Annotated in this window: 26 protein-coding genes; 13 read left to right on the forward strand and 13 right to left on the reverse strand. The window is 57.6% G+C overall.

The window, feature by feature from the left end; translation table 11 throughout:
• Nucleotide 1 precedes the first annotated feature (1 nt).
• Nucleotides 2-721 carry a zinc-ribbon domain-containing protein gene (locus ACR0EV_RS14865; RefSeq protein WP_480800797.1) on the reverse strand — a complete coding sequence of 240 codons (720 nt, stop codon included), beginning with the start codon at nt 719-721 and terminating at the stop codon, nt 2-4.
• Between the two features lie 181 nt (nt 722-902).
• On the opposite strand from ACR0EV_RS14865, the gene ACR0EV_RS14870 reads away from it, so the two are divergent.
• The 4 genes from ACR0EV_RS14870 to ACR0EV_RS14885 are packed head-to-tail and all read left to right on the forward strand — an operon-like array spanning nt 903 to nt 3,808.
• A complete protein-coding gene (locus tag ACR0EV_RS14870; RefSeq protein WP_480800798.1) occupies nt 903-1,580 on the forward strand; it encodes a cell division ATP-binding protein FtsE in 678 nt (225 codons plus the stop codon).
• Complete coding sequence (locus tag ACR0EV_RS14875; RefSeq protein WP_480800799.1) at nt 1,577-2,476, forward strand: cell division protein FtsX; 900 nt, start codon at nt 1,577-1,579, stop codon at nt 2,474-2,476. The genes ACR0EV_RS14870 and ACR0EV_RS14875 overlap by 4 nt, the downstream gene beginning before the upstream one ends.
• A complete protein-coding gene (locus ACR0EV_RS14880) occupies nt 2,476-3,216 on the forward strand; it encodes a lysophospholipid acyltransferase family protein (RefSeq protein WP_480800800.1) in 741 nt (246 codons plus the stop codon). The genes ACR0EV_RS14875 and ACR0EV_RS14880 overlap by 1 nt, the downstream gene beginning before the upstream one ends.
• On the forward strand, nt 3,203-3,808 hold the full coding sequence (locus tag ACR0EV_RS14885; protein ID WP_480800801.1) for a pyridoxamine 5'-phosphate oxidase family protein: 606 nt from the start codon (nt 3,203-3,205) through the stop codon (nt 3,806-3,808). Before ACR0EV_RS14880 ends, ACR0EV_RS14885 begins: the two co-directional genes overlap by 14 nt.
• 137 nt (nt 3,809-3,945) lie before the next feature.
• Here ACR0EV_RS14885 and lpdA read toward each other — a convergent pair whose 3' ends face one another.
• The 11 genes from lpdA to mdh all read right to left on the reverse strand — a co-directional run bounded on the left by lpdA (nt 3,946) and on the right by mdh (nt 16,768).
• Nucleotides 3,946-5,334 carry a dihydrolipoyl dehydrogenase gene (gene lpdA / locus ACR0EV_RS14890; RefSeq protein ID WP_480800802.1) on the reverse strand — a complete coding sequence of 463 codons (1,389 nt, stop codon included), beginning with the start codon at nt 5,332-5,334 and terminating at the stop codon, nt 3,946-3,948.
• Nucleotides 5,335-5,403: 69 nt separating this feature from the next.
• Nucleotides 5,404-5,814 carry an MAPEG family protein gene (locus ACR0EV_RS14895; RefSeq protein ID WP_480800803.1) on the reverse strand — a complete coding sequence of 137 codons (411 nt, stop codon included), beginning with the start codon at nt 5,812-5,814 and terminating at the stop codon, nt 5,404-5,406.
• An 85-nt stretch (nt 5,815-5,899) separates the two neighbouring features.
• Complete coding sequence (locus ACR0EV_RS14900) at nt 5,900-6,169, reverse strand: hypothetical protein (RefSeq protein WP_480800804.1); 270 nt, start codon at nt 6,167-6,169, stop codon at nt 5,900-5,902.
• 2 nt (nt 6,170-6,171) lie between these two features.
• Nucleotides 6,172-7,692 carry a 2-oxoglutarate dehydrogenase complex dihydrolipoyllysine-residue succinyltransferase gene (odhB, locus tag ACR0EV_RS14905; protein WP_480800805.1) on the reverse strand — a complete coding sequence of 507 codons (1,521 nt, stop codon included), beginning with the start codon at nt 7,690-7,692 and terminating at the stop codon, nt 6,172-6,174.
• Nucleotides 7,693-7,695: 3 nt separating this feature from the next.
• The gene (locus ACR0EV_RS14910; RefSeq protein WP_480800806.1) at nt 7,696-10,653 is read right to left on the reverse strand and encodes a 2-oxoglutarate dehydrogenase E1 component; all 2,958 of its coding nucleotides are present in this window, start codon (nt 10,651-10,653) and stop codon (nt 7,696-7,698) included.
• On the reverse strand, nt 10,650-11,189 hold the full coding sequence (locus ACR0EV_RS14915) for a DUF805 domain-containing protein (protein ID WP_480800807.1): 540 nt from the start codon (nt 11,187-11,189) through the stop codon (nt 10,650-10,652). The genes ACR0EV_RS14910 and ACR0EV_RS14915 overlap by 4 nt, the downstream gene beginning before the upstream one ends.
• Complete coding sequence (locus ACR0EV_RS14920; protein WP_480800808.1) at nt 11,186-11,869, reverse strand: hypothetical protein; 684 nt, start codon at nt 11,867-11,869, stop codon at nt 11,186-11,188. The genes ACR0EV_RS14915 and ACR0EV_RS14920 overlap by 4 nt, the downstream gene beginning before the upstream one ends.
• A 6-nt stretch (nt 11,870-11,875) precedes the next feature.
• Nucleotides 11,876-12,757, reverse strand: coding sequence for a succinate--CoA ligase subunit alpha (gene sucD / locus ACR0EV_RS14925; RefSeq protein ID WP_171093685.1), 882 nt, complete (start codon nt 12,755-12,757; stop codon nt 11,876-11,878).
• Nucleotides 12,758-12,770: 13 nt separating this feature from the next.
• Nucleotides 12,771-13,598, reverse strand: a complete 828-nt coding sequence (locus ACR0EV_RS14930) for a glycosyltransferase family 25 protein (protein WP_480800809.1) — start codon at nt 13,596-13,598, stop codon at nt 12,771-12,773.
• Between the two features lie 704 nt (nt 13,599-14,302).
• On the reverse strand, nt 14,303-15,496 hold the full coding sequence (gene sucC, locus ACR0EV_RS14935; RefSeq protein WP_480800810.1) for an ADP-forming succinate--CoA ligase subunit beta: 1,194 nt from the start codon (nt 15,494-15,496) through the stop codon (nt 14,303-14,305).
• Nucleotides 15,497-15,805: 309 nt separating this feature from the next.
• On the reverse strand, nt 15,806-16,768 hold the full coding sequence (gene mdh, locus ACR0EV_RS14940) for a malate dehydrogenase (protein WP_480800811.1): 963 nt from the start codon (nt 16,766-16,768) through the stop codon (nt 15,806-15,808).
• Between the two features lie 161 nt (nt 16,769-16,929).
• Between mdh and ACR0EV_RS14945 the strand changes: the two genes are divergently transcribed.
• Entirely contained in the window at nt 16,930-17,685 is a 756-nt protein-coding gene (locus tag ACR0EV_RS14945; RefSeq protein ID WP_480800812.1) for a sulfite exporter TauE/SafE family protein, read from the forward strand.
• On the opposite strand, the gene ACR0EV_RS14950 is transcribed toward ACR0EV_RS14945, so the two are convergent.
• Nucleotides 17,686-17,991, reverse strand: coding sequence for a hypothetical protein (locus ACR0EV_RS14950; protein ID WP_480800813.1), 306 nt, complete (start codon nt 17,989-17,991; stop codon nt 17,686-17,688).
• Between the two features lie 169 nt (nt 17,992-18,160).
• Here ACR0EV_RS14950 and ACR0EV_RS14955 point away from each other — a divergent pair, with 169 nt between their 5' ends.
• From ACR0EV_RS14955 to sdhA, 8 genes are all read left to right on the forward strand, one after another.
• Complete coding sequence (locus ACR0EV_RS14955; protein WP_480800814.1) at nt 18,161-19,018, forward strand: HpcH/HpaI aldolase/citrate lyase family protein; 858 nt, start codon at nt 18,161-18,163, stop codon at nt 19,016-19,018.
• Nucleotides 19,019-19,024: 6 nt separating this feature from the next.
• A complete protein-coding gene (locus ACR0EV_RS14960; RefSeq protein WP_480800815.1) occupies nt 19,025-19,579 on the forward strand; it encodes an NnrU family protein in 555 nt (184 codons plus the stop codon).
• Between the two features lie 13 nt (nt 19,580-19,592).
• Nucleotides 19,593-19,799 (forward strand): DUF1737 domain-containing protein, encoded by a 207-nt coding sequence (locus tag ACR0EV_RS14965; protein WP_480800816.1) that lies wholly within the window; start codon nt 19,593-19,595, stop codon nt 19,797-19,799.
• Nucleotides 19,799-20,827: a MaoC family dehydratase gene (locus tag ACR0EV_RS14970; RefSeq protein WP_480800817.1), complete on the forward strand. Its 1,029-nt coding sequence runs from the start codon at nt 19,799-19,801 to the stop codon at nt 20,825-20,827. The genes ACR0EV_RS14965 and ACR0EV_RS14970 overlap by 1 nt, the downstream gene beginning before the upstream one ends.
• Nucleotides 20,828-20,881: 54 nt before the next feature.
• Nucleotides 20,882-21,544: a DUF1194 domain-containing protein gene (locus ACR0EV_RS14975; RefSeq protein WP_480800818.1), complete on the forward strand. Its 663-nt coding sequence runs from the start codon at nt 20,882-20,884 to the stop codon at nt 21,542-21,544.
• A gap of 215 nt (nt 21,545-21,759) precedes the next feature.
• Nucleotides 21,760-22,146, forward strand: a complete 387-nt coding sequence (sdhC, locus tag ACR0EV_RS14980) for a succinate dehydrogenase, cytochrome b556 subunit (protein WP_171093663.1) — start codon at nt 21,760-21,762, stop codon at nt 22,144-22,146.
• A gap of 13 nt (nt 22,147-22,159) precedes the next feature.
• Nucleotides 22,160-22,531 carry a succinate dehydrogenase, hydrophobic membrane anchor protein gene (gene sdhD / locus ACR0EV_RS14985; protein WP_480800819.1) on the forward strand — a complete coding sequence of 124 codons (372 nt, stop codon included), beginning with the start codon at nt 22,160-22,162 and terminating at the stop codon, nt 22,529-22,531.
• An 18-nt stretch (nt 22,532-22,549) separates the two neighbouring features.
• Nucleotides 22,550-24,355, forward strand: coding sequence for a succinate dehydrogenase flavoprotein subunit (sdhA, locus tag ACR0EV_RS14990; protein WP_480800820.1), 1,806 nt, complete (start codon nt 22,550-22,552; stop codon nt 24,353-24,355).
• Nucleotides 24,356-24,449 lie beyond the last annotated feature (94 nt).

A 24,449-nucleotide genomic window follows, 5' to 3' on the forward strand; every position in this document is an offset into this window, starting at 1 on the left:
TTTAGTTCTGAGCGCCGGCCTGAGCTTCAAGCCAGATGCGGGCCTGATCCACCAAGGACACATATGAGCTGAGTAGTGGGTCCGCCTGTGGCACAGCCTCACCGATCTGCTGCGCGTTGCCGTAGATCAAGTACAGAATCACGCCGATAATCAGCATCAGCGCAAATCCACGAAGGAACCCGCCTGATTTGCGCGGGGCTGGCTCTGTGTCTTCCGCCTCGGCCGTGCGCATACTGGAATTGATCGCCTCGACATCCGGAAGCGCATCCTTTTGACCAGCGTCAACAGCAGTCTCCGAGGCGGCTGGCCGCTTGGGCTTAACCTTAGGCTCCGGCGGTTGATCCAATCCCAGATCGGGCTGGCTTTCCAGATTGCTGCCTTCTTGCGCACGCAACTCTGCCTCGCGCGCCGCTTCTTCTTTCAGAATGTTGGCGACCGACGGATCGACGTTGCCTGTAGATGCCGCAGCGTCCGCAACGTCAGAGGTGACCTCTTCTTTGGTCTCGGGTTCTTCTGTCGGCTGATCCGCCGCTTCAACCTGTTCCTGTTCCTGTTCTGGCGCTTCGGCGTCTTCAACCGGCGCGGTTACAGGTGCTTCAGGGTGCTTCGGCTGAAACCAGGTCTGATCGCAGTTGGAACACTGCACGTCGCGACCTTCCTCAGGAATAACCTCGTCAGGAACTTCGTACTGCGCACCGCAATTCGGACATGTAAGACGCATGCTGCCTCCTCGGCCGGGCGATGGGCCGATAATAGTTTTTTCAGGGATGATATTCCGTTAAGACCCGTCAGCAAAGGGCGTTTTCGGTTTCATGGGCCAAGTGTCACCAATTGGACTCGGTAGAGCCATTGAATCCGCCACCCTGCTCGGGCAAGAAGAGCGGCAAATAAAGGGGGCACGTGTGATCGAGCTGGAAAATGTCAGCTACACCTATGGTGGCGGCGAATTGCTGAGCGACGTCTCGGTTCAATTGCAGCCGGGGTCGTTTCATTTTCTGACCGGCCCGTCCGGGGCGGGCAAAACAACGCTGCTGAAACTGTGTTATGGGGCCCTGCTTCCAACCTCGGGGCGTCTGAGCGTATTTGGTCAGGACATTTCCTCACTTGACCGGGATCAACTGGCTGTGCTGCGCCGTCGTGTCGGTGTCGTACATCAGGATTGTCAGTTCCTGGACCATATGACGCTTGCGGAAAACGTGGCTTTGCCGCTGATGGTGTCCGGGCGCTCTGAAACGTCAGAACAGGACAATCTGAACGAATTGCTCAGTTGGGTGGGGCTCGGCGCGCGGCTCGAAGCACACCCGCCTGAATTGTCCGGAGGCGAACGTCAGCGCGCTGCCTTGGCCCGCGCTGTCATCCTGTCGCCTGATGTTGTCTTGGCGGACGAGCCCACTGGCAATGTGGATTGGGAAATGTCCCAACGTCTGCTGCGCCTGCTGATCGAGTTGAACCGCATGGGCAAGACGGTCTTGATTGCAACCCATGACATGAGCCTGATCCGCGCGGCCAAAAGCCAGGTTCAGGCACGCGTATTGCGCATCTCTCAGCGCAAGCTGCATCTGGCGGGGGCCGACCTATGACCAGAGCTGAGGTAAACACCCTGCTGCGTGGCGATTCGCGGGCGAACCGTGTTGTTCCCCCAACTGGGTACACCGCTCATCTGACTTTGTTTGTTGCCGGGGCGATGGCATTTCTGGTGGTGTTTGCACTGGCGTTGGCGCTTGCGTCTGGCCGGATTGCCGACCGCTGGGCCTCGGAACTGGCGGGGGCGGCAACCCTGAGGATAAATGCCCCCGCAGAGCAGCTCGCTGCGCAGACCGAAGCCGCGCTTACAGTACTCGGCCAAACTCCCGGCGTTGCGTCTGCTCGCGCCTTAAGCGCCGAGGAACAGGCCGCGCTTTTGTCGCCGTGGTTCGGACCAGACCTGCCTTTGGATACTTTGCCCATTCCGCAGCTCATCGAAATCACCGAAGGCGAACCAGGAATGGACGTGATGGGCCTGCGTTTGCGTCTGGGAGCAGAAGTGCCAGGCGCGGTGCTGGATGATCACACGCGATGGCGTGAACCCCTTGTCGAGGCGGCGATGTCTCTGCGGCGTTTGGGGTGGATCTCGATCCTGCTGATCGGAGGAGCGACCGCCGCCATGATCACCCTTGCGGCAAATGCATCTCTGGCGGCGAATGCTCAGATCATCGAGGTGTTGCGTCTGGTTGGCGCGCGGGATGGTTTTATCGCAGGGGCATTTGTCCGGCGCTTTACCTATCGCGCTTTTTTCGGGGCCTTGGTCGGGACCCTGCTAGGTATGACGGGCGTTTTGTTGCTGCCCGAAGCCTCGGATGCGGGCGGCTTTCTGAGCGGGGTGGGCTTTCAAGGCACAGATTGGGTACTGCCAATTCTCATCCCAATACTCGGCGCGGCTGTCGCCTTTTTCGCCACATGGGCTGCGGCCCGACGCAAGTTGAAGGAGCTTTCCTGATGTTCAAAGCCGTTCAGTGGGTGCGCTCTTTGGTCTTCATGATCGTGATTTACGCCTGGATGCTGATCCTTGGCATTGTGTTTCTGCCTTACGCTCTGTTCTCCAAACGTGGGGCTCTGAGGGCATGCAAGACCTATGCGCGCAGTACCATGTGGCTGGCCCGTTGGATGGTGGGTATTCGCTGCGAAGTTCGGGGCAGCGCGCCAACCAATGAAGTGGTTGTGGGTGCCAAGCACCAGTCGTTCCTTGATATCATCATGATCTTCAGCGCTATTCCCCATGGGAAGTTCATCATGAAGCGTGAACTTCTGTTTACACCAGTCATCGGAATGTATGCCCGTCGGCTTGGTTGTATTCCGGTCAATCGCGGCAAGCGCGGCGCAGCGGTGGCCAAAATGGTCAAGGACGTGGCGAAAGAGTTTTCAGAACCCGGGCAACTGGTGATCTATCCGCAAGGAACGCGTGTCGCACCAGGGGTTAAGAAACCTTACAAGATCGGCACAGCCGTTCTTTATGAAGGTCTCGGAGTTCCGTGTGTGCCAGTGGCTACAAACGCCGGAGTGTTCTGGCCCCGGACCGGGGTCATGCGCAAGCCCGGCCTCGCGATCGTGGATTTTCTTGAGCCAATTGAGCCCGGCGTTGAGCGCGACGATTTTCTTGGTCGGTTGGAAGATGTGATTGAAACACGCTCAAATGAACTGATGCGCGAAGTGGGGTTTGATCCTGATGGACACCATTGACGACATTGCAACGCTGGAAACCTACTATGGGAAACCCGGCGCACCATCTTTGCGTAAGGTCGTTCACCGACTGACGCCTCTGTATCGCAAGTGGATTATGGCATCGCGCCTCTGTGTGCTCAGTACGGTCGGTCCGGAAGGCGTGGACGGCAGCCCGCGTGGCGATGATGGCCCGGTTGCGCTGGAGTTGGACCCAAGCACGCTGGCCATGCCAGATTGGCGCGGCAACAACCGTTTGGATTCCCTGCGGAACATCGTGCGCGACCCACGTGTTTCATTGATGTTTTTCGTACCCGGATCGAACACAGTCATTCGATTGAACGGAACCGCAAAACTCACGGCTGACGAAGACCTACGCGCCCGGTTTGAAAAACACGGCAAGCGCCCAGCGACCGTTATTCTGATTGAGATCGGCGAAATTTACAGCCAATGCGCGCGCGCTTTGATGCGGGCCCGAACCTGGACCAGCGAGGATGAAAGCGCGCTGCTTCCAACCGTGGGAGAGCTGCTTGCCGAGGCATCCGGCGGCGACGAAGGTGGCGCAAATTATGATGCGGAATGGCATGGGCGCGCCCGGAAAACCATGTGGTGACTGCGGTTCTGCAACGCCGCACCTGCCCTGAAATACTTAGAGCCAGACAAAGTCGGGGTCCCCCCGCTTCATCTGGCTCAAAATACCTCGGAGCGCGAGGCAGAGCCTCGCAATACTCCGGTTTCACAAGTATCGGATCAGGAGTGAATTGGCCCGTCACCGCAGGCCAGCGCGGCTTCGCGCACGGCCTCTGAATAGGTTGGGTGCGCGTGGCAGGTCAGGGCCAGGTCTTCTGCCGAAGCACCGAACTCCATCGCAACACAGACCTCATGTATCAGATCACCCGCAGCCGGGCCGATGATGTGAGCCCCAAGAATGCGGTCTGTTTCCTTGTCGGCGAGGATTTTCACGAACCCGTCCGAGGCAAAGTTTGCCTTGGCGCGGCCGTTGCCCATGAACATGAACTTGCCGACTTTATAGGCGCGCCCTTGTTCCTTCAGCGTTGCTTCGGTCTCACCCACATTTGCGACTTCAGGCCATGTGTAGATCACGCCGGGAATGACGCCATAGTTCACATGCCCATGTTTGCCCGCAACCTGCTCTGCGGCGGCCATGCCCTCGTCTTCGGCTTTGTGCGCCAGCATCGGGCCTTCGGTGACGTCGCCGATGGCATAGATGCCCGGCACGTTGGTTTGCCAGTCTGAACCAACCTTGATCTGGCCGCGTTGGGTCATCTCAACACCCAAGGCGTCCAGCCCCAAACCGTCGGAATACGGCTTGCGCCCAGTGGCGACCAGAACGGTATCAGCGTCGATCACGTGCTCGCTGTCATCCTTGAGCAGTTTGTAGGTGACCTTGGCCTTGGTTTTGGTCGCTTCGGTCTTTTGCACCGCAGCACCCATCACAAAGTTCAGGCCTTGCTTCTTCAAGATGCGCTGGAACGTCTTTTGCACTTCGGGGTCCATACCGGGCGTGATTTCTTTGAGGAATTCGATCACCGTTACCTCGGAACCAAGACGGCTGTAGACAGAACCCAGCTCAAGCCCGATCACGCCCGCGCCGATGACAACAATTTTCTTCGGGATCTTGCCCAGTGACAGTGCTCCGGTCGAGGTCACAACGACTTTCTCGTCTACTTCGACGCCCGGCAGCGAAGACGGTTCAGAGCCAGAAGCGATAATGATGTTCTTGGTCTCGTGAACTTCGTCGCCGACCTTGACCTGACCGGCGGCGGGGATGGAACCCCAGCCCTTCAGCCAGTCGATCTTGTTCTTCTTGAACAGGAACTCGATGCCTTTGGTGTTGCCTTCGATCACCTCGTCCTTGTAGGCCTGCATCTGCTTCCAGTCGACCGAAGGCGCTTTGCCTTTAAGACCCATCTTGGCAAAGTTATGCTCGGCCTCGTGCAACTGGTGCGAGGCGTGCAGCAACGCCTTAGACGGGATACAGCCCACGTTCAGACAGGTGCCGCCCAGCGTCTCGCGCCCTTCGACCACGGCGGTTTTCAAACCCAGTTGGGCGCAGCGGATGGCGCAGACATAGCCGCCGGGGCCGGCGCCGATTACGATAACGTCATAGTTTGCCATGAAGGGTCTCCTTGAGAATTCGGGCTGTCGCAGGGCATGAACCTCTGAACAGGATGTATACAGGCGGGCTCACAACAGCACCACCAAGAGCATAAGGGTGGTGGCCAGAAACCCGACGAACCAAATGACGCTGCGCCATGGTTTCCAACCGAAATAATATGCGGGAACATACAACACGCGCGCGATCAGATAGGTCCAGGCGCAGGTAGCCGTCAGTGCGTTTTCCTTGCCTGAAACGGTGACGACAACACAAGCTATGGCAAACAGGATCAAACCTTCGAAATGGTTGTTGAGGGCCCGGTAGAGCCGGGCTGTCCCATCCGAGAGCTGATCTTCCAGGGAACCACCCAATCTGGTCCTGTCACGTGCGGACATGGTTTTACCCGGACCCAATTCCAGATTTGCAGGGACTGCCATGAGAACAAATTGCAATACCTGTAGAAGGGCGGCCATGGTCAGTGCTGTCAGTTCTGCGTTCATTTCAAGACGCCGTTTTGAGTACGTATGAGTTCGGGGGCGGCGCGTTTGCAAAAGCTGTGTCGTCCCTGAAACTCCGCCATCACGTTCAGACGGGTGTCAGAACTTTTGTGTGGATATGGGCCACGCCGCCACGTTCATGGTGCATGGCAAGCTCTTCTGACTCGATAAAGTTCTGCGCGCGCTCCAAATCGGTGATTTCCAACAAAGCCACGGCATGATCTTTCTGTTCAGGGTCGCGCCAGATATGGAGGTCGCGGATACCCGCGGCCTCCCTCATCGGTTTGTCTTCCTGGAATACCTTCAGCCAGACGTCAAAATCGGCTACATCGGCCTGCCAAAGTACATGTGTCGCCATGATTACAGATCCATCAACAGGCGGCGCGGATCTTCCAGCGCCTCTTTCACGCGAACCAGGAAGGTCACCGCTCCTTTGCCATCGACGATCCGGTGGTCATAGGACAGGGCTAGGTACATCATCGGGCGGATCTTGATCTCACCATTGATGACCATTGGACGATCCTGAATCTTGTGCATCCCCAGAATGCCCGACTGCGGGGGGTTCAGAATCGGCGAGGACATAAGCGAACCGTAGACACCGCCGTTCGATATGGTGAAGGTACCGCCCTGCATTTCGGCCATGGACAGCTTACCGTCGCGGGCACGCTTGCCTTTCTCGGCGATAGCTTTTTCGATCGCGGCAAAGGACATGCTGTCCGCATCACGGATGACCGGAACCACCAGACCTTGCGGTGTGCCGGCGGCGACGCCCATGTGGACGAAGTTTTTGTAGACGATGTCATTGCCGTCAATCTCGGCATTCACCTCGGGCACTTCTTTCAACGCGTGGCAGCAGGCTTTGGTGAAGAACGACATAAAGCCAAGGCGGACGCCATGTTTCTTCTCGAACTGGTCTTTGTATTGGTTCCGCAGGGCCATCACCTCGGTCATGTCCACCTCATTATAGGTGGTCAGGATCGCAGCCGTATTTTGCGCATCCTTGAGACGCTTGGCGATGGTCTGACGCAGACGGGTCATGCGCACGCGTTCTTCGCGGGCCTCGTCTTCGGCAGCAACCGGTGCTCGTGGAGCCTGAGCAACAGGGGCCGGTGCCGCCGGTGCTGGCGCCGGAGCCGCAGCCGAAGAGACAGCCTTTGCCACGTCTTCTTTCATGATGCGGCCATCGCGACCAGTGCCGGTGACCTGATCAGCGGACAAACCAGCCTCTGCCATCGCTTTCTCAGCAGAGGGTGCATTCGCCACGTCCTTGCCGGTGCTTGCGGCTGCCGGGGCCGCTGCTGCCGCCTGAGCAGGTGCAGGTGCCGCACCTGCTGCAGCGCCAGAAATTACCGCCAGCTTGGCTGTTGCATCCACAGTTGCACCTTCTGGCGCGACGATTTCAGCGAGAACACCCGCAGCCGGGGCCGGAACCTCGACCGAGACTTTGTCGGTTTCCAGCTCACACAGCATTTCGTCCTGCGCAACGCTGTCGCCAACCTGTTTGAACCAAGTTGAAACGGTGGCTTCCGTGACGGATTCTCCAAGTGTAGGAACCATCACATCAACAGACCCACCCGCAGCAGCGGGCGCGGCAGCAGGGGCCGCTGCTGCCGGTGCTGCAGCCGGGGCAGGGGCTGCACCTTCGCCAGCCGTGATGGTCGCAAGCAGTGCATCAACACCAACGGTGTCGCCTTCGGCGGCTACAATCTCTGCCATCACACCCGCAGAGGGAGAAGGCACTTCCACTGTGACCTTGTCAGTTTCCAACTCACACAGCATTTCATCCACGGCGACTGCATCGCCGGGTTTTTTGAACCATGTGGCAACGGTGGCTTCGGTGACCGACTCGCCAAGCGTGGGAACACGAACTTCAATCGTCATCGCTTACTTTCCTTTGATGCTCAGCGCTTCGTTCACCAGCGCTTCTTGTTGGGCTTTGTGTTGGCTGGCCAGACCCGTCGCGGGCGAGGCCGATGTTGCGCGACCGGCATAGGTCGGGCGGGTGTGTTTTGCGCCGATCCGGGTCAGAACCCATTCGATATTGGGTTCAATGAAGGACCAGGCACCCTGGTTCTTGGGCTCTTCCTGACACCAGACCATCTCGGCCCCTTTGAAGCGCTCAAGCTCATTAATCAGCGAGTGCGCAGGGAAGGGGTAATATTGCTCGATCCGCATCAGGTAAATGTCGTCGATGCCACGCGCGTCACGCTCTTCCAACAGGTCGAAATAGACCTTACCCGAGCACATGACGACCCGCTTGATCTTGTCATCCGCCACCAGCTTAGTGTCTGAATTCCCTTTTTGCGCGTCATCCCACAGCACCCGGTGGAAGCTGGAACCGGTTGTGAAATCCTCGGCGGTGCTGACGGCCAGTTTGTGGCGCAGCAGCGATTTGGGTGTCACAAGGATCAGCGGCTTGCGGAAGGTGCGATGCAGCTGACGGCGCAGGATGTGGAAATAGTTTGCGGGCGTCGTACAGTTCGCCACGATCCAGTTGTCCTGACCGCACATCTGCAGGAACCGTTCCAGACGTGCGGACGAGTGTTCGGGACCTTGCCCTTCGAACCCGTGCGGCAGCAGCGTGACCAGACCGGACATCCGCAGCCATTTCGATTCACCTGAACTGATGAACTGGTCAAACATGATCTGCGCGCCGTTGGCGAAATCGCCGAACTGAGCTTCCCAAAGAACCAGCGCATTGGGTTCGGCCAGCGAATAACCGTATTCAAACCCAAGCACCGCATATTCAGACAGCATCGAGTCGATCACTTCGTAGTGCGACTGCCCTGCGCGAATGTTGTTCAACGGGTAGTAACGCTCTTCGGTTTCCTGATGGATGAATCCCGAATGGCGCTGGCTGAACGTGCCTCGCGTGGCGTCCTGCCCGGCCAGACGCACCGGGTAGCCTTCGGTCAACAGCGATCCGAAGGCCAGCGCCTCACCGGTGGCCCAATCAAAACCAGTGCCGGATTCAAACATCTGCTTCTTGTGGTCCAGCAGACGGCCGACTGTCTTGTGCAATGCAAACCCAGCCGGGGCGCGGGTCAGCGCGCCGCCAACTTCGGCCAGCGTCTCGGGCGTGATCGCGGTCTCACCGCGCATGTATTCGTCTTTGTTCTTGTCCAGATGTGACCAGCGCCCATCCAGCCAGTCGGCCTTGTTGGGTTTATAGTCTTTTCCGGCTTCGAACTCGTCGTTCAGATGCGCCTGGAAGGCAGCCTTCATGTCCTCGATCTCGCCCTCGGGAATCAGGCCGTCTTTAACCAAACGCTCGGTGTACAGAGACAGCGTGGTTTTGTGCGTTTTGATCTTTTTGTACATGATCGGGTTGGTGAACATGGGCTCGTCGCCCTCGTTGTGACCAAACCGGCGGTAGCAGAAGATATCCAGCACGACATCTTTGTGGAATTTCTGACGGAACTCGGTTGCCACCTTGGCGGCATGTACCACGGCTTCGGGGTCATCCCCGTTCACATGGAAGATCGGCGCTTCAACCATCAACGCGATATCCGTCGGATAGGGGCTCGAGCGCGAGAAGTGCGGCGCAGTGGTAAAGCCGATCTGGTTGTTTACCACGATATGCATGGTGCCGCCGGTCTTGTGACCGCGCAGACCAGACAGACCAAACCCTTCGGCCACGACACCCTGACCGGCAAACGCCGCGTCGCCATGCAACAGGATAGCCATAACCTTGGTGCGATCCGTGTCACCGAGCTGATCCTGTTTGGCGCGAACCTTGCCCAGAACCACCGGGTTCACGGCCTCAAGGTGTGAGGGGTTGGCGGTCAGCGACAGGTGCACAGAGTTGCCATCGAATTCACGGTCGCTGGATGCGCCGAGGTGGTATTTCACGTCGCCTGAACCATCCACATCCTCGGGCTTGAAGCTGCCGCCCTGGAATTCGTTGAAGATGGCGCGGTATGGTTTGCCCATCACATTGGCCAGAATGTTCAGACGCCCCCGGTGCGGCATCCCGATGACGATGTCGCTGAGGCCAAGCGCACCACCGCGCTTGATGATCTGCTCCATCGCAGGGATCAGCGCTTCACCGCCGTCCAGACCAAAGCGTTTGGTGCCCATGTATTTGACGTGCAAGAACTTTTCGAAACCCTCGGCCTCAACCATCTTATTCAGGATTGCCTTACGGCCTTCCTTGGTGAACGCGATTTCCTTGCCATACCCCTCGATCCGTTCTTTCAGCCATGCGGCCTCTTCGGGGTTCGAGATATGCATGTATTGCAGCGCAAAGGTGCCACAATAGGTCCGCTTGACGATCTCGACGATCTGCCGCATCGAGGCCACCTGAAGCCCCAAAACGTTGTCGATAAAGATCGGGCGATCCATGTCGGCGTCGGTGAAGCCGTAGGTCTTTGGATCCAGCTCCGGGTGATTGGATGCCGTGCGCATCCCCAACGGGTCCAGATCGGCGGCCAGATGGCCCCGGATCCGATAGGCCCGGATAAGCATCAGCGCGCGCAGGCTGTCCAGCACGGCGCGTTTGATCTCGTCGTCGCTGACCTCGACGCCCTTTGCTTCGGCCTTGTCCTTGATCTTCTTACTCGCCGCTTTGGCGTCAATCTCGGCCCATTCCCCGGTCAGCGCGCCGGTGAGATCATCGGCAGGCATGGGCGGCCAGTCGGTCCGCGCCCAAGAAGGCCCTTCGGCCTCGCGCTGCACATCCGGCGCGGCGTCACCCATAGCCTTGAAGAACTCAACCCAGGCCGCGTCTACGGCACCGGGGTTCTTGGTGTATTGGGCGTAAAGCTGCTCCAGATATTCGGCATTGTGCCCCTGCATGAAGCTTGAGGCATGAAAGGCAGAGTTGGGCGAGTGTTCGGTCATTGGGCTACCTCATATGGGTTGGGACCGTATTGGTTGGTGCCTGGTTGGCTGGGGCGGGTCAGCCACCACAGCACCAGAAGGGGCGACACAAAAAGAACGATAAGTGTCGGAATGACGATCAGCAATGTTGCGCGGGTAAACAATATGTCGAGCGTTCCGCCATGGAACTGGCTGGCAATACCAATGCCAAAGATCAGAACCGCAAAGGCGCCAAGGATCAGAAGGATCGGCAGCAAGGCGTAAAGCCCGCTGCGCCCGGTGTCATGCATCCGCCGCCATGCGACGGCCAGGTGGGGGAAAAAGACAATCAGGCCGACAATGCTTTGGACCGGTTGGCTGGACGTGGCGGTGACGGATTTCACCTCTTCGCTTTCGGTGACCGAGACCTGCGTGAAGAACTGCCAGTCGATGATCCCGGCGATGAAGCCCCAGATCACAACGAACAGGAAAAAGAACCAATACTCAGACCGCGAGGCACGGCCCGAGAAGGTGAAGAACTTGGAAAAACAGGTGCGGACGGCGTCGGAGAAGGTCATGCGATTGCCCCCGGCTTCGGTCGCCTTGCGGTAACATGAAGATATGCGAAGGTCAGGTTCAAACCGGCAATCCTCTTAGTTCGCTCATCCGGCAGAAAGTTCGATACTTGACCGTTCATGACAGGAAGTTCCGGCTCTTTTTTCTGCGAAAACTCCACTCTTGGTGTCATCTGGCAATACGGATCTTTTGGTGGTGACCAAGGAATGTTCGCTTTTATTCCGTAGTTCGCGGCGGTTGAATACACGCCGTCCAAATCACATGTCCCAATCCAACCGATTGTGACTTCTACGGACGCTTCCACGTTCTTGTAAATTTGTTTTTGGTCACTTCCAAAGTATCGGTAGTCGAGAAGCAAGCCGTCCGGCCTGAGCCAATTCACCGTATCTGCATCCGGGGTCATATCCAGATAACCTTCACCATCTAGAAACTGAATTGTCTGATCGCGCACCTCCTGATCTGACAAATCCTGCGAGCTAGACGCGAACTGCGCATATGCATGCAGCATTAGTCTTCCCGGAATCTGAAAGGCAGGAGACATACTTTCAAAAGCATTTTCGCGCAGAATTGGTTCAATATTTTCTTCTTCACCTTGAACCATAAGTTGGCTCATCTGCACTAATTCAAAAACGCCCTGCGGCGGCAGGTGTTTAGCTTTGTACTCCTGTCCGCCGCTTGACATGGGCTCTTACCCTATCGCTTCCAGCACAGCTTCACCCAGCTGCGCCGGGCTTTCAGCTACGACAATACCGGCCGAGCGCATCGCTTCGATCTTGTCCTCGGCACCGCCCTTGCCACCGGCGACGATCGCACCTGCGTGGCCCATGCGGCGGCCCGGAGGGGCTGTACGGCCAGCGATGAAACCGGCGGTCGGCTTTTTGCGGCCCTTCTTGGCCTCATCCGCCAGGAACTGCGCGGCTTCTTCCTCGGCCGAGCCACCGATCTCACCGATCATGATGATCGATGTGGTTTCGTCATCGGCCAGGAACCATTCCAGCACGTCGATATGCTCGGTGCCTTTGATCGGGTCGCCGCCGATGCCCACGCAGGTGGACTGGCCCAGACCGACATCGGTGGTCTGCTTGACGGCCTCATAGGTCAGGGTGCCCGAACGCGACACAACGCCGACAGAGCCGCGCTTGTGGATGTGGCCGGGCATGATGCCGATCTTGCAGGCATCGGGCGTGATGACACCGGGGCAGTTCGGGCCGATCAGGCGCGACTTGCTGCCTTCCAGCGCGCGCTTCACCTTCATCATGTCCAGAACCGGGATACCTTCGGTAATGCAGACGATCACTTCCATCTCGGCATCAATCGCTTCCAGGATCGAATCAGCTGCAAACGGCGGCGGTACGTAGATTACCGAGGCGTTGGCTTCGGTCACATGCTTGGCCTCGTGGACCGAGTTGAACACGGGCAGGCCCAGATGCTCCATCCCGCCTTTGCCGGGGGTCACGCCGCCGACCATCTTGGTGCCATAGGCAATGGCCTGTTCGCTGTGGAATGTGCCTTGCGAGCCGGTAAAGCCCTGACAGATCACTTTGGTGTTTTCGTCGATGAGGACTGCCATTTTGTCCCTTTCTCTAGGCGGTGTTGGATTGATTGGGTTCAGTCGCCGGCAGAACCTGCGGCGCATAGGTAATTTTTTCGAGCGTGGCACGACCCAAGGCCAGATTGGCCGTTGTGCGAAGACCGCTGCTGATTTCAGCAATGCCGCGTCGGATCTTTTGACGAACCAATGGCCAGCCTTTGGGTCGGCTGCGCGGCGCGCCCATGTTGTATTCACCGGGCGCTTCGTTGCCCTGTTCGACCATGGCCGGGATCACCTGATAGATGTTGATCTGACGGGCCGCTGGTGAGGCTGACGGGTTGAACAACAGCCCGTCCAACGTGATGTCATAGGGTTTCTGCGCCAGAAAATGCTGTGCCGCTTGACGTGTCAGCGCGTAGGCCGCGCCTCCGGGATGACGAGACCGCATCAGGCGCAGCTCGCGCCCCAGATGGAACAACCGCTTGCGCCCGAGCGCGACATAGAGCTTGGTGCTGCGCCAACGTTCAAACCGGACGATATCGGCATCTGCGGGCCACCAGGAGGGGTCATTCAGCCAATCGGCCAGTTCCGGGCTCAGGAACACGTCATCCTCAAGGATCAACGCCTGTTCCGCGCCCGAGTCGATCAATGCCTCCCACGCTTTGGCATGGCTGAGGGTGCAGGCCATGTCCTTGGTGTGGAAATAGCCCCACGGCCCCTCGGTCTTGCACTCGCGCAGGAAATCCTCACGGGTGGCGGCGTCGCAATCAACAGCATTAACGCGTGTTGCCGACAGGCCTGCTTGTTGCAGCTCCTGCTCCATCAAACGCGCCCGCCCGGTGGCGCGTTCTAGACCTATGAGGAAGATGGGGATGGTCATTGGTTTAGAGGTCCAGACAGATCAGGCAGTCCGCATCCAACGCAATCTGTTTTGAGAGCCGGTAAAGCCCCGGCAGATCACTTTGGTTCTTTCGTCGATGAGGACTGCCATTTGGCGTTCTCCTTTATTGGGTTCCTGAGGGCGCGCCTATTCGCCGTAAATTAGCGACGGGACTCTTCCCTGCGGTACTGGTTGAGAAATCAGAAACACGTTGCTTGTTGTGCTCCCCATGTCTTTTGCGTCGTGTGTGAGAAGGCTACCGTTCGGAAGCTGGATAGCGTATTCGAACCTTTCGGATGGAAACTCTTTTTCAGTTCCTGAGCCCACAGTCGAGAGGGCTGCTTTCAAAATAGCATTCCCAATGACTGACGGAGGCTCAGAACTGATCGCTCTAACACCGCAGACCTCGACGTCAGGCGCACCTGGGAGGCTCTGAAGGCCGACAAATATCTCGCTATTCGGCACGACATATGCTGAATGAATTTGACCTAGATCCCTTGTGGCATTCAACGAAGCAGCCCGTGCGTTACTTTGAAAATCACTGAAATCGGGCAAGCTTGCCAGACAAGTGCTTGAGAACGCATTGGCCGCTTGTTGCGCTACGTTTCCTCCGGATGAAAGCCTTGAAGGGCTTTCATCACAAGCAGAGAGCAAAGCGCCCGCGGCCAACAATCCCGACAGCAGACTTATACGTCGGCCTGTGTTCACCCTTTAACCGCCTTCACGATCTTCTCGGCACCGTCTTTCAGGTTGTCCGCCGCAATCACGTCCAGGCCAGATGTGTTGATGATCTCTTTGCCTTTTTCGACATTCGTGCCTTCCAGACGCACGACCAGCGGAACCTGCAGGCCGACCTCTTTCACCGCGGCGACCACGCCCTCGGCGATGACGTCACAGCGCATGATGCCGCCGAAGATGTTGACCAGAATGCCTTTGACCTGCGGGTCCGACGTGATGATCTTGAATGCCTCGGTCACTTTCTCTTTGGTCGCACCACCGCCCACGTCGAGGAAGTTGGCAGGCTCGGCCCCGTACAGTTTGATGATGTCCATGGTGGCCATCGCCAGACCTGCGCCGTTCACCATGCAGCCGATCTCACCATCCAGCGCGATATAGTTCAGATCGTATTTCGAGGCTTCCAGTTCCTTGGGGTCTTCCTCGGTCGTGTCGCGCAGTTCGGCGATATCCGGGTGGCGGTAGACCGCGTTGCCGTCAAACCCGACCTTGGCGTCCAACACCTTGAGGTCGCCGCTGTCCGAAACGATCAGCGGGTTGATCTCCAGCATCTCCATGTCTTTCTCGACGAAGGCGTTGTACAGCTGGTTCATCAACTTGACGCATTGTTTGACCTGTGCGCCTTCCAGGCCCAACGAGAAGGCGATGCGACGGCCGTGATACGCCTGATACCCGGTGGCCGGATCGACAGAGAAAGACAGGATTTTCTCGGGCGTCGCGGCAGCCACTTCTTCGATGTCCATGCCGCCTTCGGTCGAGCAGACAAACGAAATGCGGCTGGTCTGGCGGTCCACCAGAAGGGCCAGGTACAGTTCACGTTCGATGCCCGAACCGGCTTCGATGTAGATGCGGTTGACCTGCTTGCCTGCGGGACCCGTCTGATGCGTGACCAGCGTACGGCCCAGCATCTTCTTGGCTTCTTCAGCGGCTTCTTCGACCGATTTGGTCAGACGGACACCGCCTTTTTCACCGGCGTCTGCTTCTTTGAAGGAACCCTTGCCGCGCCCGCCTGCGTGGATTTGCGCTTTGACCACCCAAAGCGGGCCGTCCAGTTCACCGGCTGCGGTTTTGGCTTCCTCGGCGCGCAGCACGGCGCGACCATCGGAGACCGGAGCGCCATAGCTGCGAAGAAGAGCTTTGGCCTGATATTCGTGAATGTTCATCGAAATTGTCCCGTCTGACTGCGTTTAAACCGTTATAGGGGTGTCTAGCGGTCAAATTTAAAGGGTTTTTTGATGCCCAAGGGGTTTTTAGTGAAGATTTTCGCTATTTGTGATCACGGGTTTTTAGGGTGTGATCACAAAAATAACTAAAGGATGAATTGATTCGAAAAATCTGAACGAGGACCGAAAATCACATTCAAAAAAGGGATTTGCGACGTTTGCGCCAACATGAGCGACCCTGGTCAATGCGGGTCAAAAGAAAACCGGCCCGAAAACGGGCCGGTTTTAAGTTCCATTCTGAACGCAGGTTTACGCCAGCGAGCTGTCGATACCTTTGCATGCGTCGATCAGGCCCTTCACGGCGTTGACCGAGTTGTCAAAACCGGCCTGCTCGTCTTCGTTCAGTTTGATGTCGACGATACGTTCAACACCACCTGCACCGATGACAGTCGGAACGCCAACGTACAGGCCATCAACACCCAGCTCACCACTACAGTAGGCAGCGCAAGGCAGAACGCGTTTCTGGTCTTTCAGATAGGCTTCAGCCATCTCGATTGCCGAGGTGGCGGGCGCGTAATAAGCCGAGCCGGTTTTCAGCAGGCCAACGATCTCGGCGCCACCATCGCGGGTGCGCTGAACGATGGCGTCCAGTTTCTCTTGTGTGGTCCAACCCATTTCGACCAGATCAGGCAGCGGGATGCCAGCAACAGTCGAGTAACGGACTGACGGCACCATGGTGTCGCCGTGGCCACCCAGCACAAATGCGGTGACGTCCCGCATCGAGACGTTGAATTCTTCCGACAGGAAGTGTGCGAAGCGCGCCGAGTCCAGAACACCAGCCATGCCGCAAACCTTGTTGTGCGGCAGACCCGAGAATTCGCGCAGAGCCCACACCATTGCGTCCAGCGGGTTGGTGATGCAGATCACGAACGCGTCAGGTGCGTGCGCGGCAATGCCTTCACCGACCGACTTCATGACTTTCAGGTTGATGCCCAGCAGGTCATCGCGGCTCATGCCTGGCTTGCGAGCCACGCCTGCGGTCACGATGCATACGTCCGCACCGGCGATATCGGTATAATCGCTGGTGCCCTTCATTGAGGCGTCAAAGCCTTCGGATGGGCCGGACTCGGCAATGTCGAGCGCCTTGCCCTGCGGCAGTCCGTCAGCGATGTCAAACAGGACTACGTCACCCAGTTCTTTGACAGCTGCAAGATGCGCGAGCGTGCCGCCGATGTTCCCCGCGCCGATCAGCGCAATCTTGGGTCTGGCCATTTGGAATATCTCCGGTCGGTTTTGAAATCGCGGTCGTGCTAGTCGTTAAAACCGCAATAGGCAAGAGTTCTGCGACGTGGCATACAACCGCATACCGTTTGCAGGGACCCGTGTGATTGCGCTAAAGGGCCTTTGAGACAAGCCAAAACCGGGACCGGCGCATGTTCGAATTGAACCTGATGTTTTTTGCTGTGGCGATCCCTGCGGTGATATTTGCAGGTATCTCAAAGGGCGGTTTCGGCTCAGGCGTGGCTTTTGCGTCTTCGTCGATTCTGGCACTGATCCTGGAACCCGGACAGGCCCTGGCGCTGATGCTGCCAATCCTGATGGTCATCGACGTGGCCACGCTGGGGCCTTATTGGAAGCGGTGGAGTTGGCCGGATTCCCGCCTGCTGATTTTGGGCGCAGTGCCAGGCGTCGCGCTGGGCGCTTGGCTGTATAGGGCAACGGACGACGATCTGTTGAGACTACTGATCGGCGGCATTTCGGTCGGGTTTGTTATCTGGCACATTGCTCAGACCAATGGCTGGGTGCGCGGATTTGCCAATCGCCTGCCACCGTCTGCGGGGCTTTTTGCCGGGCTGGTCGCAGGCTTTACCAGTTTTGTCAGTCATGCAGGAGGCCCGCCCGCGGCGGTATACCTGTTGTCACAAAAACTGTCGAAGACCGAGTTTCAGGCCAGCACTGTGCTGGTCTTTTGGGTCATCAACATCGCAAAGTTTGTGCCTTACGCATTTTTAGGCCTGTTCACGTGGCACACGGCGTTGGCGGACCTGTTGCTGACACCCTTTGCCATTCTTGGAGCCTGGCTTGGCGTTCGGGCGCATTTCATGATGTCCGAACGCCTGTTCTTTGGGATTGCCTACGTGTTGCTAACCTTAACGGGCAGCAAACTGATCTGGGACGCGCTCATGTAATCAGGTATTCGGTGGCAAGGCGTCCGCGACTTCCTCATAAGCCTGACCAGAGGCCACCTGGCACGTGATCCCGTTCGGCAAAGTCACAGTGATCGTCCAACTGCCGCTTTTGCCCGAAGCGAAAAGTTCCATAACCGCGCCTTGCCGGGCCAGCCCAAAGCCCCGGCGCGTTTCGCCATAAGTTTCATGAAGCCGTGTCAACACGTCCTCTCGCGGTGCACAGTTCTGGCCCGCAGCCTGTACCTGTTGTGCCGCCAGAACCATGATCCCCAGACCCATCGTCATCTTGAACAGTGTCGTATCCATCCCGTACCCCTTCGATTCCATCAGCTGTTCAGGGTGGAGCCGAGGTGGCGAAATTCGGTTAAGGCAAAGCACGTTGCGTCGCGTTTGCTGCGCTGCGGCAAATTTCTTCTTGAACTTTCCGGCAAAAAATGCCCCATTCCGCGCAACTTTATTTCAATGGGAGTGGTCCATGGATCCTCGTCAGCGCCCCTATCGTTCGGTTCTTTACATCCCTGGTTCCAGAGACCGGGCTCTGGACAAGGCCCGGACCCTTGCTGTGGATGCGATCATCTTTGATCTGGAGGATGCTGTTGCAGCAGACGAGAAAGACAACGCGCGTGAAACGCTAAAGACGGCATTGGCCGCTGGTGGCTATGGGTCGCGGGTCAAGATCGTTCGCATCAACGGGTTGGACACCAAATGGGGTCGCGCCGACGCTGAGGCGGTGCGTGACATGGACGCCGACGTTGTTCTGTTGCCCAAGGTAAACTCGGCGGCCGACGTGGATGCACTTGCAGCGATCACCGGAGATTTGCCGATTTGGGCCATGATGGAGACGCCGCGCGGGATGCTCAACGCGGCAGAGATTGCTGCTCATCCTCTGATGGCTGGCTTTGTCATGGGCACCAATGATCTGGCGAAAGAGCTGCAAACCCGTTTCCGCCCCGACCGCCTGCCGCTTATGACGTCACTGGGTCTGTGCTTGCTGGCTGCCAAGGCCGAAGGTCTGATCATCGTGGATGGCGTATACAACGCGTTCAAGGATGGCGAAGGTCTGGCCGCTGAATGTTCACAAGGTCGCGATATGGGTTTCGACGGTAAGACATTGATTCATCCAGCTCAGGTAGAGATCACGAACGCCGCCTACGCACCGTCCGACGACGAGATCGATTTGGCCCGCCGCCAAATCACAGCTTTTGAAGAAGTCGAAGCGCAGGGGCAGGGTGTTGCTGTTGTCGATGGCAAAATTGTTGAAAACCTGCACGTTGCAACGGCCCGCGAAATTCTGGCAAAAGCAGAGGCGATTTCAGCTTTGCAAGCGGGGTAAGCCAGCATGGGCTTTGTTCTTCTAATTCTCGGTGTGGCGCTGTGGTGGGCGGCGCACCTGTTCAAACGCGTTGCGCCTGAACGCCGGGCCGCAATGGGCGAAAGCGGCAAGGGCGCAGTTGCCTTAGCGCTGGTTGCGTCGGTTCTGTTGATGATCTTCGGCTATCGTATGACCGATTTCATCTATGTCTGGGCACCGCCGACCTTTCTGATCCACGTAAACAACCTGTTGGTTCTCATCGCGATCTACATGATGAGCCCTGCTGGCACAAAAGGCCGTTTGCTGAACAAGCTGCGCCATCCGATGCTTGGCGGCTTCAAACTGTGGGCCTTTGCGCATTTGCTGGTGAACGGCGATCTGGCTTCGATCATCCTGTTTGGCGGGCTTCTGGCCTGGGCCGTGGTCGAGGTGATCGTGATCAACAAGTCCGAACCCGATTGGAGCCCGGCTGAGCCTGGAACTTACGGCAAGGATGCGATGTTCTTTGTGGCGTCGATCGTCCTGCTGGGGATCATCGGGTATATCCATGGGCTTGTCGGCCCGTCTCCGTTCGGCTCATAAGGACCTCAGGGCAATGGCAAAACTCTACCGTTTGTTGACCGAAGAAGACACATCTGCCTTCTGTCACAAAGTGTCGGACGCGCTGGCAAAAGGGTGGGAACTGTATGGCGACCCGTCCTATGCCTTCGACACAGCAAACAACGTGATGCTTTGTGCGCAGGCTGTGACCAAAGAGGTCGAGGCCGACTATTCCCCTGAAATGAAACTGGGACAGCAGTGATGGCAAAAACAAATCCGGGCCGTTTTTTCGAGGACTATGCCGTCGGGCAGGTGCTGAAACATGCCGTACCGCGCACAGTGACCGAAGGAGAGCGTGGTTTGTATCACGCGCTCTATCCCGCGCGTCATGCGTTGTATTCATCGGATGAATTTGCCCGAGATTGTGGTTTGCCGGAAAGCCCCATTGATGATCTGGTCGCTTTCCATTTGGTGTTTGGCAAAACAGTGCCCGATGTATCGCTGAACGCTGTTGCCAATCTTGGTTATGCAGAAGGCCGTTGGCTAAAGCCCGTCTATGCAGGTGACACATTGCGTTCGGTGTCCGAGGTGATCGGGGTCAAGCAGAACTCGAACGGGAAAACCGGAGTTGTGTGGGTGCGCACCCGCGGGCTGAACCAGTTGGACGAGGTGGTCATCGAATACGTTCGCTGGGTTATGGTGCGCAAAGCAAATGTCGATGCGCCTGCGCCTGAGACAGTTGTTCCCGAGTTGAAGAAGGCTCTTGACCCTCAAGACCTAATCGTGCCCGAGGGCCTTGATTTCTCGAATTTCGATTTTGCGTTGGCTGGTGAGCCGCATCGCTGGGGCGATTATGACATCGGTGAGACCATCGACCACGTGGACGGTGTCACCGTTGAAGAGGCCGAGCATATGTTGGCCACGCGCCTGTGGCAGAATACCGCCAAAGTGCATTTCGACCTGACGTTCCGACCTGAGGGCCGCCTGATCTATGGGGGTCACGTCATTTCGATGGCGCGCACCCTGTCGTTCAATGGCTTGGCAAATGCGCAGATGATCGTTGGCCTGAACGGTGGCGCGCATGCGAACCCTTGTTTTGCAGGCGATACCATCAAAGCGTGGTCCGAGGTTCTGGACAAGGCAGAGACTGGCGTGCCCGGCGTGGGGGCGATCCGGTTGCGTCTGGTCGCCACCAAAGGGGGCGCACCATTCGCGTTAAAAAATGACGAGGGTCGGTACGTGTCGGACGTACTTCTGGACCTCGATTATTGGGCGCTGATGCCGCAATAGTCGAACTGACAGTTATGTGAATGCAATGCGTGCAAGCCGTGCTAGGTTTGCACCATGAATACTCTGCGAGCGATAGTGGCCAGTCTGTTTCTGGCACCCGCAGCCCAAGCCTGTGATCTGGCTTTGGCCTTGGCCGTAGATGTGTCTGGTTCGGTCGACGGCACCGAGTACCGCATTCAGATGGACGGCCTGGCCGCTGGTCTGCGCGATCCGATCGTCTCCGAGGCATTGGTCCGCGGTCAGGCGCAGTTGATGCTGGTGCAATGGACCGGGTCGTCGCGTCAGCGGATCACGATCCCCTGGACCCGTATCGACAGTTTCGCTGCTTTGGATAAGTTTGCGGATCAGGTTTCTGAGGATCCGCGCATCTGGCGGAACTTTTCAACCGCGATTGGGGAAGCGCTTCAAACAACACTCGACTCCTTCGAGCCGGTGTCCCACTGCACCCGGCATCTTATCGATTTGTCGGGCGACGGGGTATCCAATGAGGGCGTCGAGCCGACGCAAGTTCACGCCGCCTTGCGGGACCGAGGTGTTGTCGTCAACGCCCTGGCCATTGAAGAGAGTGAGCCGGATTTGACGGCATATTTCTTTGAGAATGTCATAGTGGGTGAAGGTGCTTTTGTGGTTTCGGCAGCCGGGTTTGCCGACTACCCGGAACGAATTCGCAGAAAACTGTTGCGCGAAGTGACGCAGCAAACCGCAGGGCTTAAGTGACGTATCACAAGATTCGTGATCACATCCTTTTGCCTTTGAAATCGCTAACATTGATGAAGGGGAATGTCATATGTGATCACGACATTATTTTGTGTGATCACATATTGAGATTATCCGCTAGTTTGAGCTGAATTTGCTGTTTTTTGCAACCGCAGCACGTGACAGTGTCGCAAAAAACAGTAAAACGTTCGGTAGCCAACCGAAAAGGAGCCGCCATGGCCGATGTAAATCGGGGCAATCGCCCACTTTCGCCGCATCTGTCGATCTATCGTCCACAGCTGACGTCGGTCACATCCATCCTGACACGTATCACAGGAAACGCCTTGCTCGTGGCGGGCCTGCTGATCGTTTGGTGGTTCTTGGCCGCTGCCACATCGCCCGAAGCGTTTGCCATAGCGAACGGGGTGATCACCTCGATGATCGGGGATTTGGTGATGGCGCTTTCTGTTTGGGGCCTTTGGTATCACACGCTGGCCGGTGTGCGGCACCTGATCTGGGACAACGCGCTTGGCTTGGACCTTCCAACAGCGACCAAACTGGGTTGGGCCGTTGTCATCGGATCGGTTGTCCTGACCCTTCTGACCCTTGTCATCGTCGCGTGATTGGAGGACTGAGATGCGTTATCTGACCGACCGCAAACGCGCCGCTGGCCTTGGCTCGGCGAAATCCGGCACCGCCCATTTCTGGGCCATGAAAGTCAGCTCGGTGGCGCTGCTGATCCTAGTGCCTTTGTTTGTCTTCACGTTTGGCCCCATTCTGGGTCAGCCGTTTGATGTGGTTCTGGACTACTATTCACGGCCCTTCCCTGCGATTCTTGCAGCGCTGACGCTGGCGGTTGGTTTCAAGCATTTCGCGGATGGCGCGCAGGTGATGTTGGAAGACTATGTTCACGGCACGCTTGAAAAGGTCCTGATCATTCTGGTCACCTGCCTGTCCTACGGCGCAGCAGCGGCTGGCATTTTCGCGATCGCACGCATTGCCCTTTAATTCCCGGAGCTGAAAGAAATGGCTGCATACGAATACGAAACGCATGATTATGACGTGGTCGTTGTCGGCGCCGGTGGGGCCGGTCTGCGGGCAACGTTGGGTATGGCAGAACAGGGGTTGCGCACCGCGTGCGTGACCAAGGTTTTCCCAACCCGATCGCACACAGTGGCGGCTCAGGGTGGTATCGCGGCGTCCTTGTCGAACATGGGTCCTGACCACTGGCAGTGGCACATGTATGACACTGTCAAAGGGTCCGACTGGCTGGGTGATACCGATGCGATGGAATACCTCGCGCGGGAAGCGCCCAAGGCCGTGTACGAGTTGGAGCATTACGGCGTTCCATTCAGCCGCACTGAAGAAGGCAAGATCTATCAGCGCCCGTTCGGCGGTCACACAACCGAGTTTGGTGAAGGCCCCGCCGTGCAGCGGACCTGCGCCGCTGCGGACCGGACCGGCCACGCGATCCTGCATACGCTGTATGGTCAGTCGCTGAAAAACAACGCCGAGTTCTACATCGAATACTTCGCGATCGACCTGATCATGTCTGAGGACGGTCAGTGTCAGGGCGTTGTCTGCTGGAAGCTGGACGACGGCACGATGCATGTCTTCAATGCTAAAATGGTTGTTCTGGCGACTGGCGGTTATGGCCGGGCATATTTCAGCGCCACATCGGCCCATACCTGCACCGGCGACGGCGGCGGCATGGTGGCCCGCGCGGGTCTGGCATTGCAGGACATGGAATTCGTTCAATTCCACCCAACCGGCATCTACGGCTCGGGCTGTCTGATCACCGAAGGTGCGCGCGGCGAGGGTGGCTATCTGACAAACTCGGAAGGCGAGCGGTTCATGGAGCGCTATGCGCCCCAGTACAAAGACCTCGCGCCGCGTGATTATGTCTCGCGCTCGATGACGATGGAGATCCGAGAAGGTCGTGGTGTCGGCGCGGAAGGGGATCACATTCACCTGAACCTGTCACACCTGCCCGCCGAAGCTTTGGCCGAACGTTTGCCGGGTATCTCGGAAAGCGCAAAGATCTTTGCGGGGGTCGACGTAACCAAGGAACCAATCCCGGTTCTGCCGACCGTTCACTACAACATGGGTGGCATTCCGACCAACTATTGGGGTGAGGTTCTGAACCCCACCGCCGACGACCCAACGGCCGTCGTTCCTGGCTTGATGGCTGTGGGTGAAGCGGGTTGTGCTTCGGTCCACGGTGCGAACCGTCTGGGGTCTAACTCGCTGATCGACCTCGTGGTGTTTGGCCGCGCGGCCGCGATCCGCGCTGGTAAAGTTGTGGATGCCGAAGCGCCGAATCCGGTTCTGAACCAGGCGTCGGTCGATAAAGCCTTTGACCGGTTCGATGAAGTCCGCAACGCCAACGGTTCAGTTGCGACTGCGGAATTGCGGCTTGAGATGCAGAAAACCATGCAGGCGGATGCAGCCGTGTTCCGTACGGCCAAAACCATGGCTGAAGGCGTCGAAAAGATGACCGCGATTGCTTCCAAGATGGACGATCTGAAAGTCACAGACCGTTCGTTGGTCTGGAACAGCGACCTGATGGAAACGCTGGAGCTAACCAACCTTATGCCCAACGCGCTGGCGACCATCGTCGGTGCTGAGGCGCGTAAGGAATCTCGTGGTGCCCACGCGCATGAGGACTTTAGCGAACGTGACGATGAAAACTGGCGTGTGCATACAGTCAGCCGCGTTGAAGGCAACGCAGTTGAGCTGAGCTATCGCCCGGTCATCGTTGATCCGCTGACGACCGAGGAACAAGGCGGTATCAGCCTGCAGAAAATCGCGCCCAAAGCGCGGACGTTCTAAGGGAAGGGAAAGCAGGCAATGCTGCACAAGCGCCAAATATCCGCGATCCTGATGCAGGTAATCAGCCTGCGGATGGCGCGTGCTTGGTGCTTGT

Source organism: Ruegeria sp. CF8, from assembly GCF_056537285.1.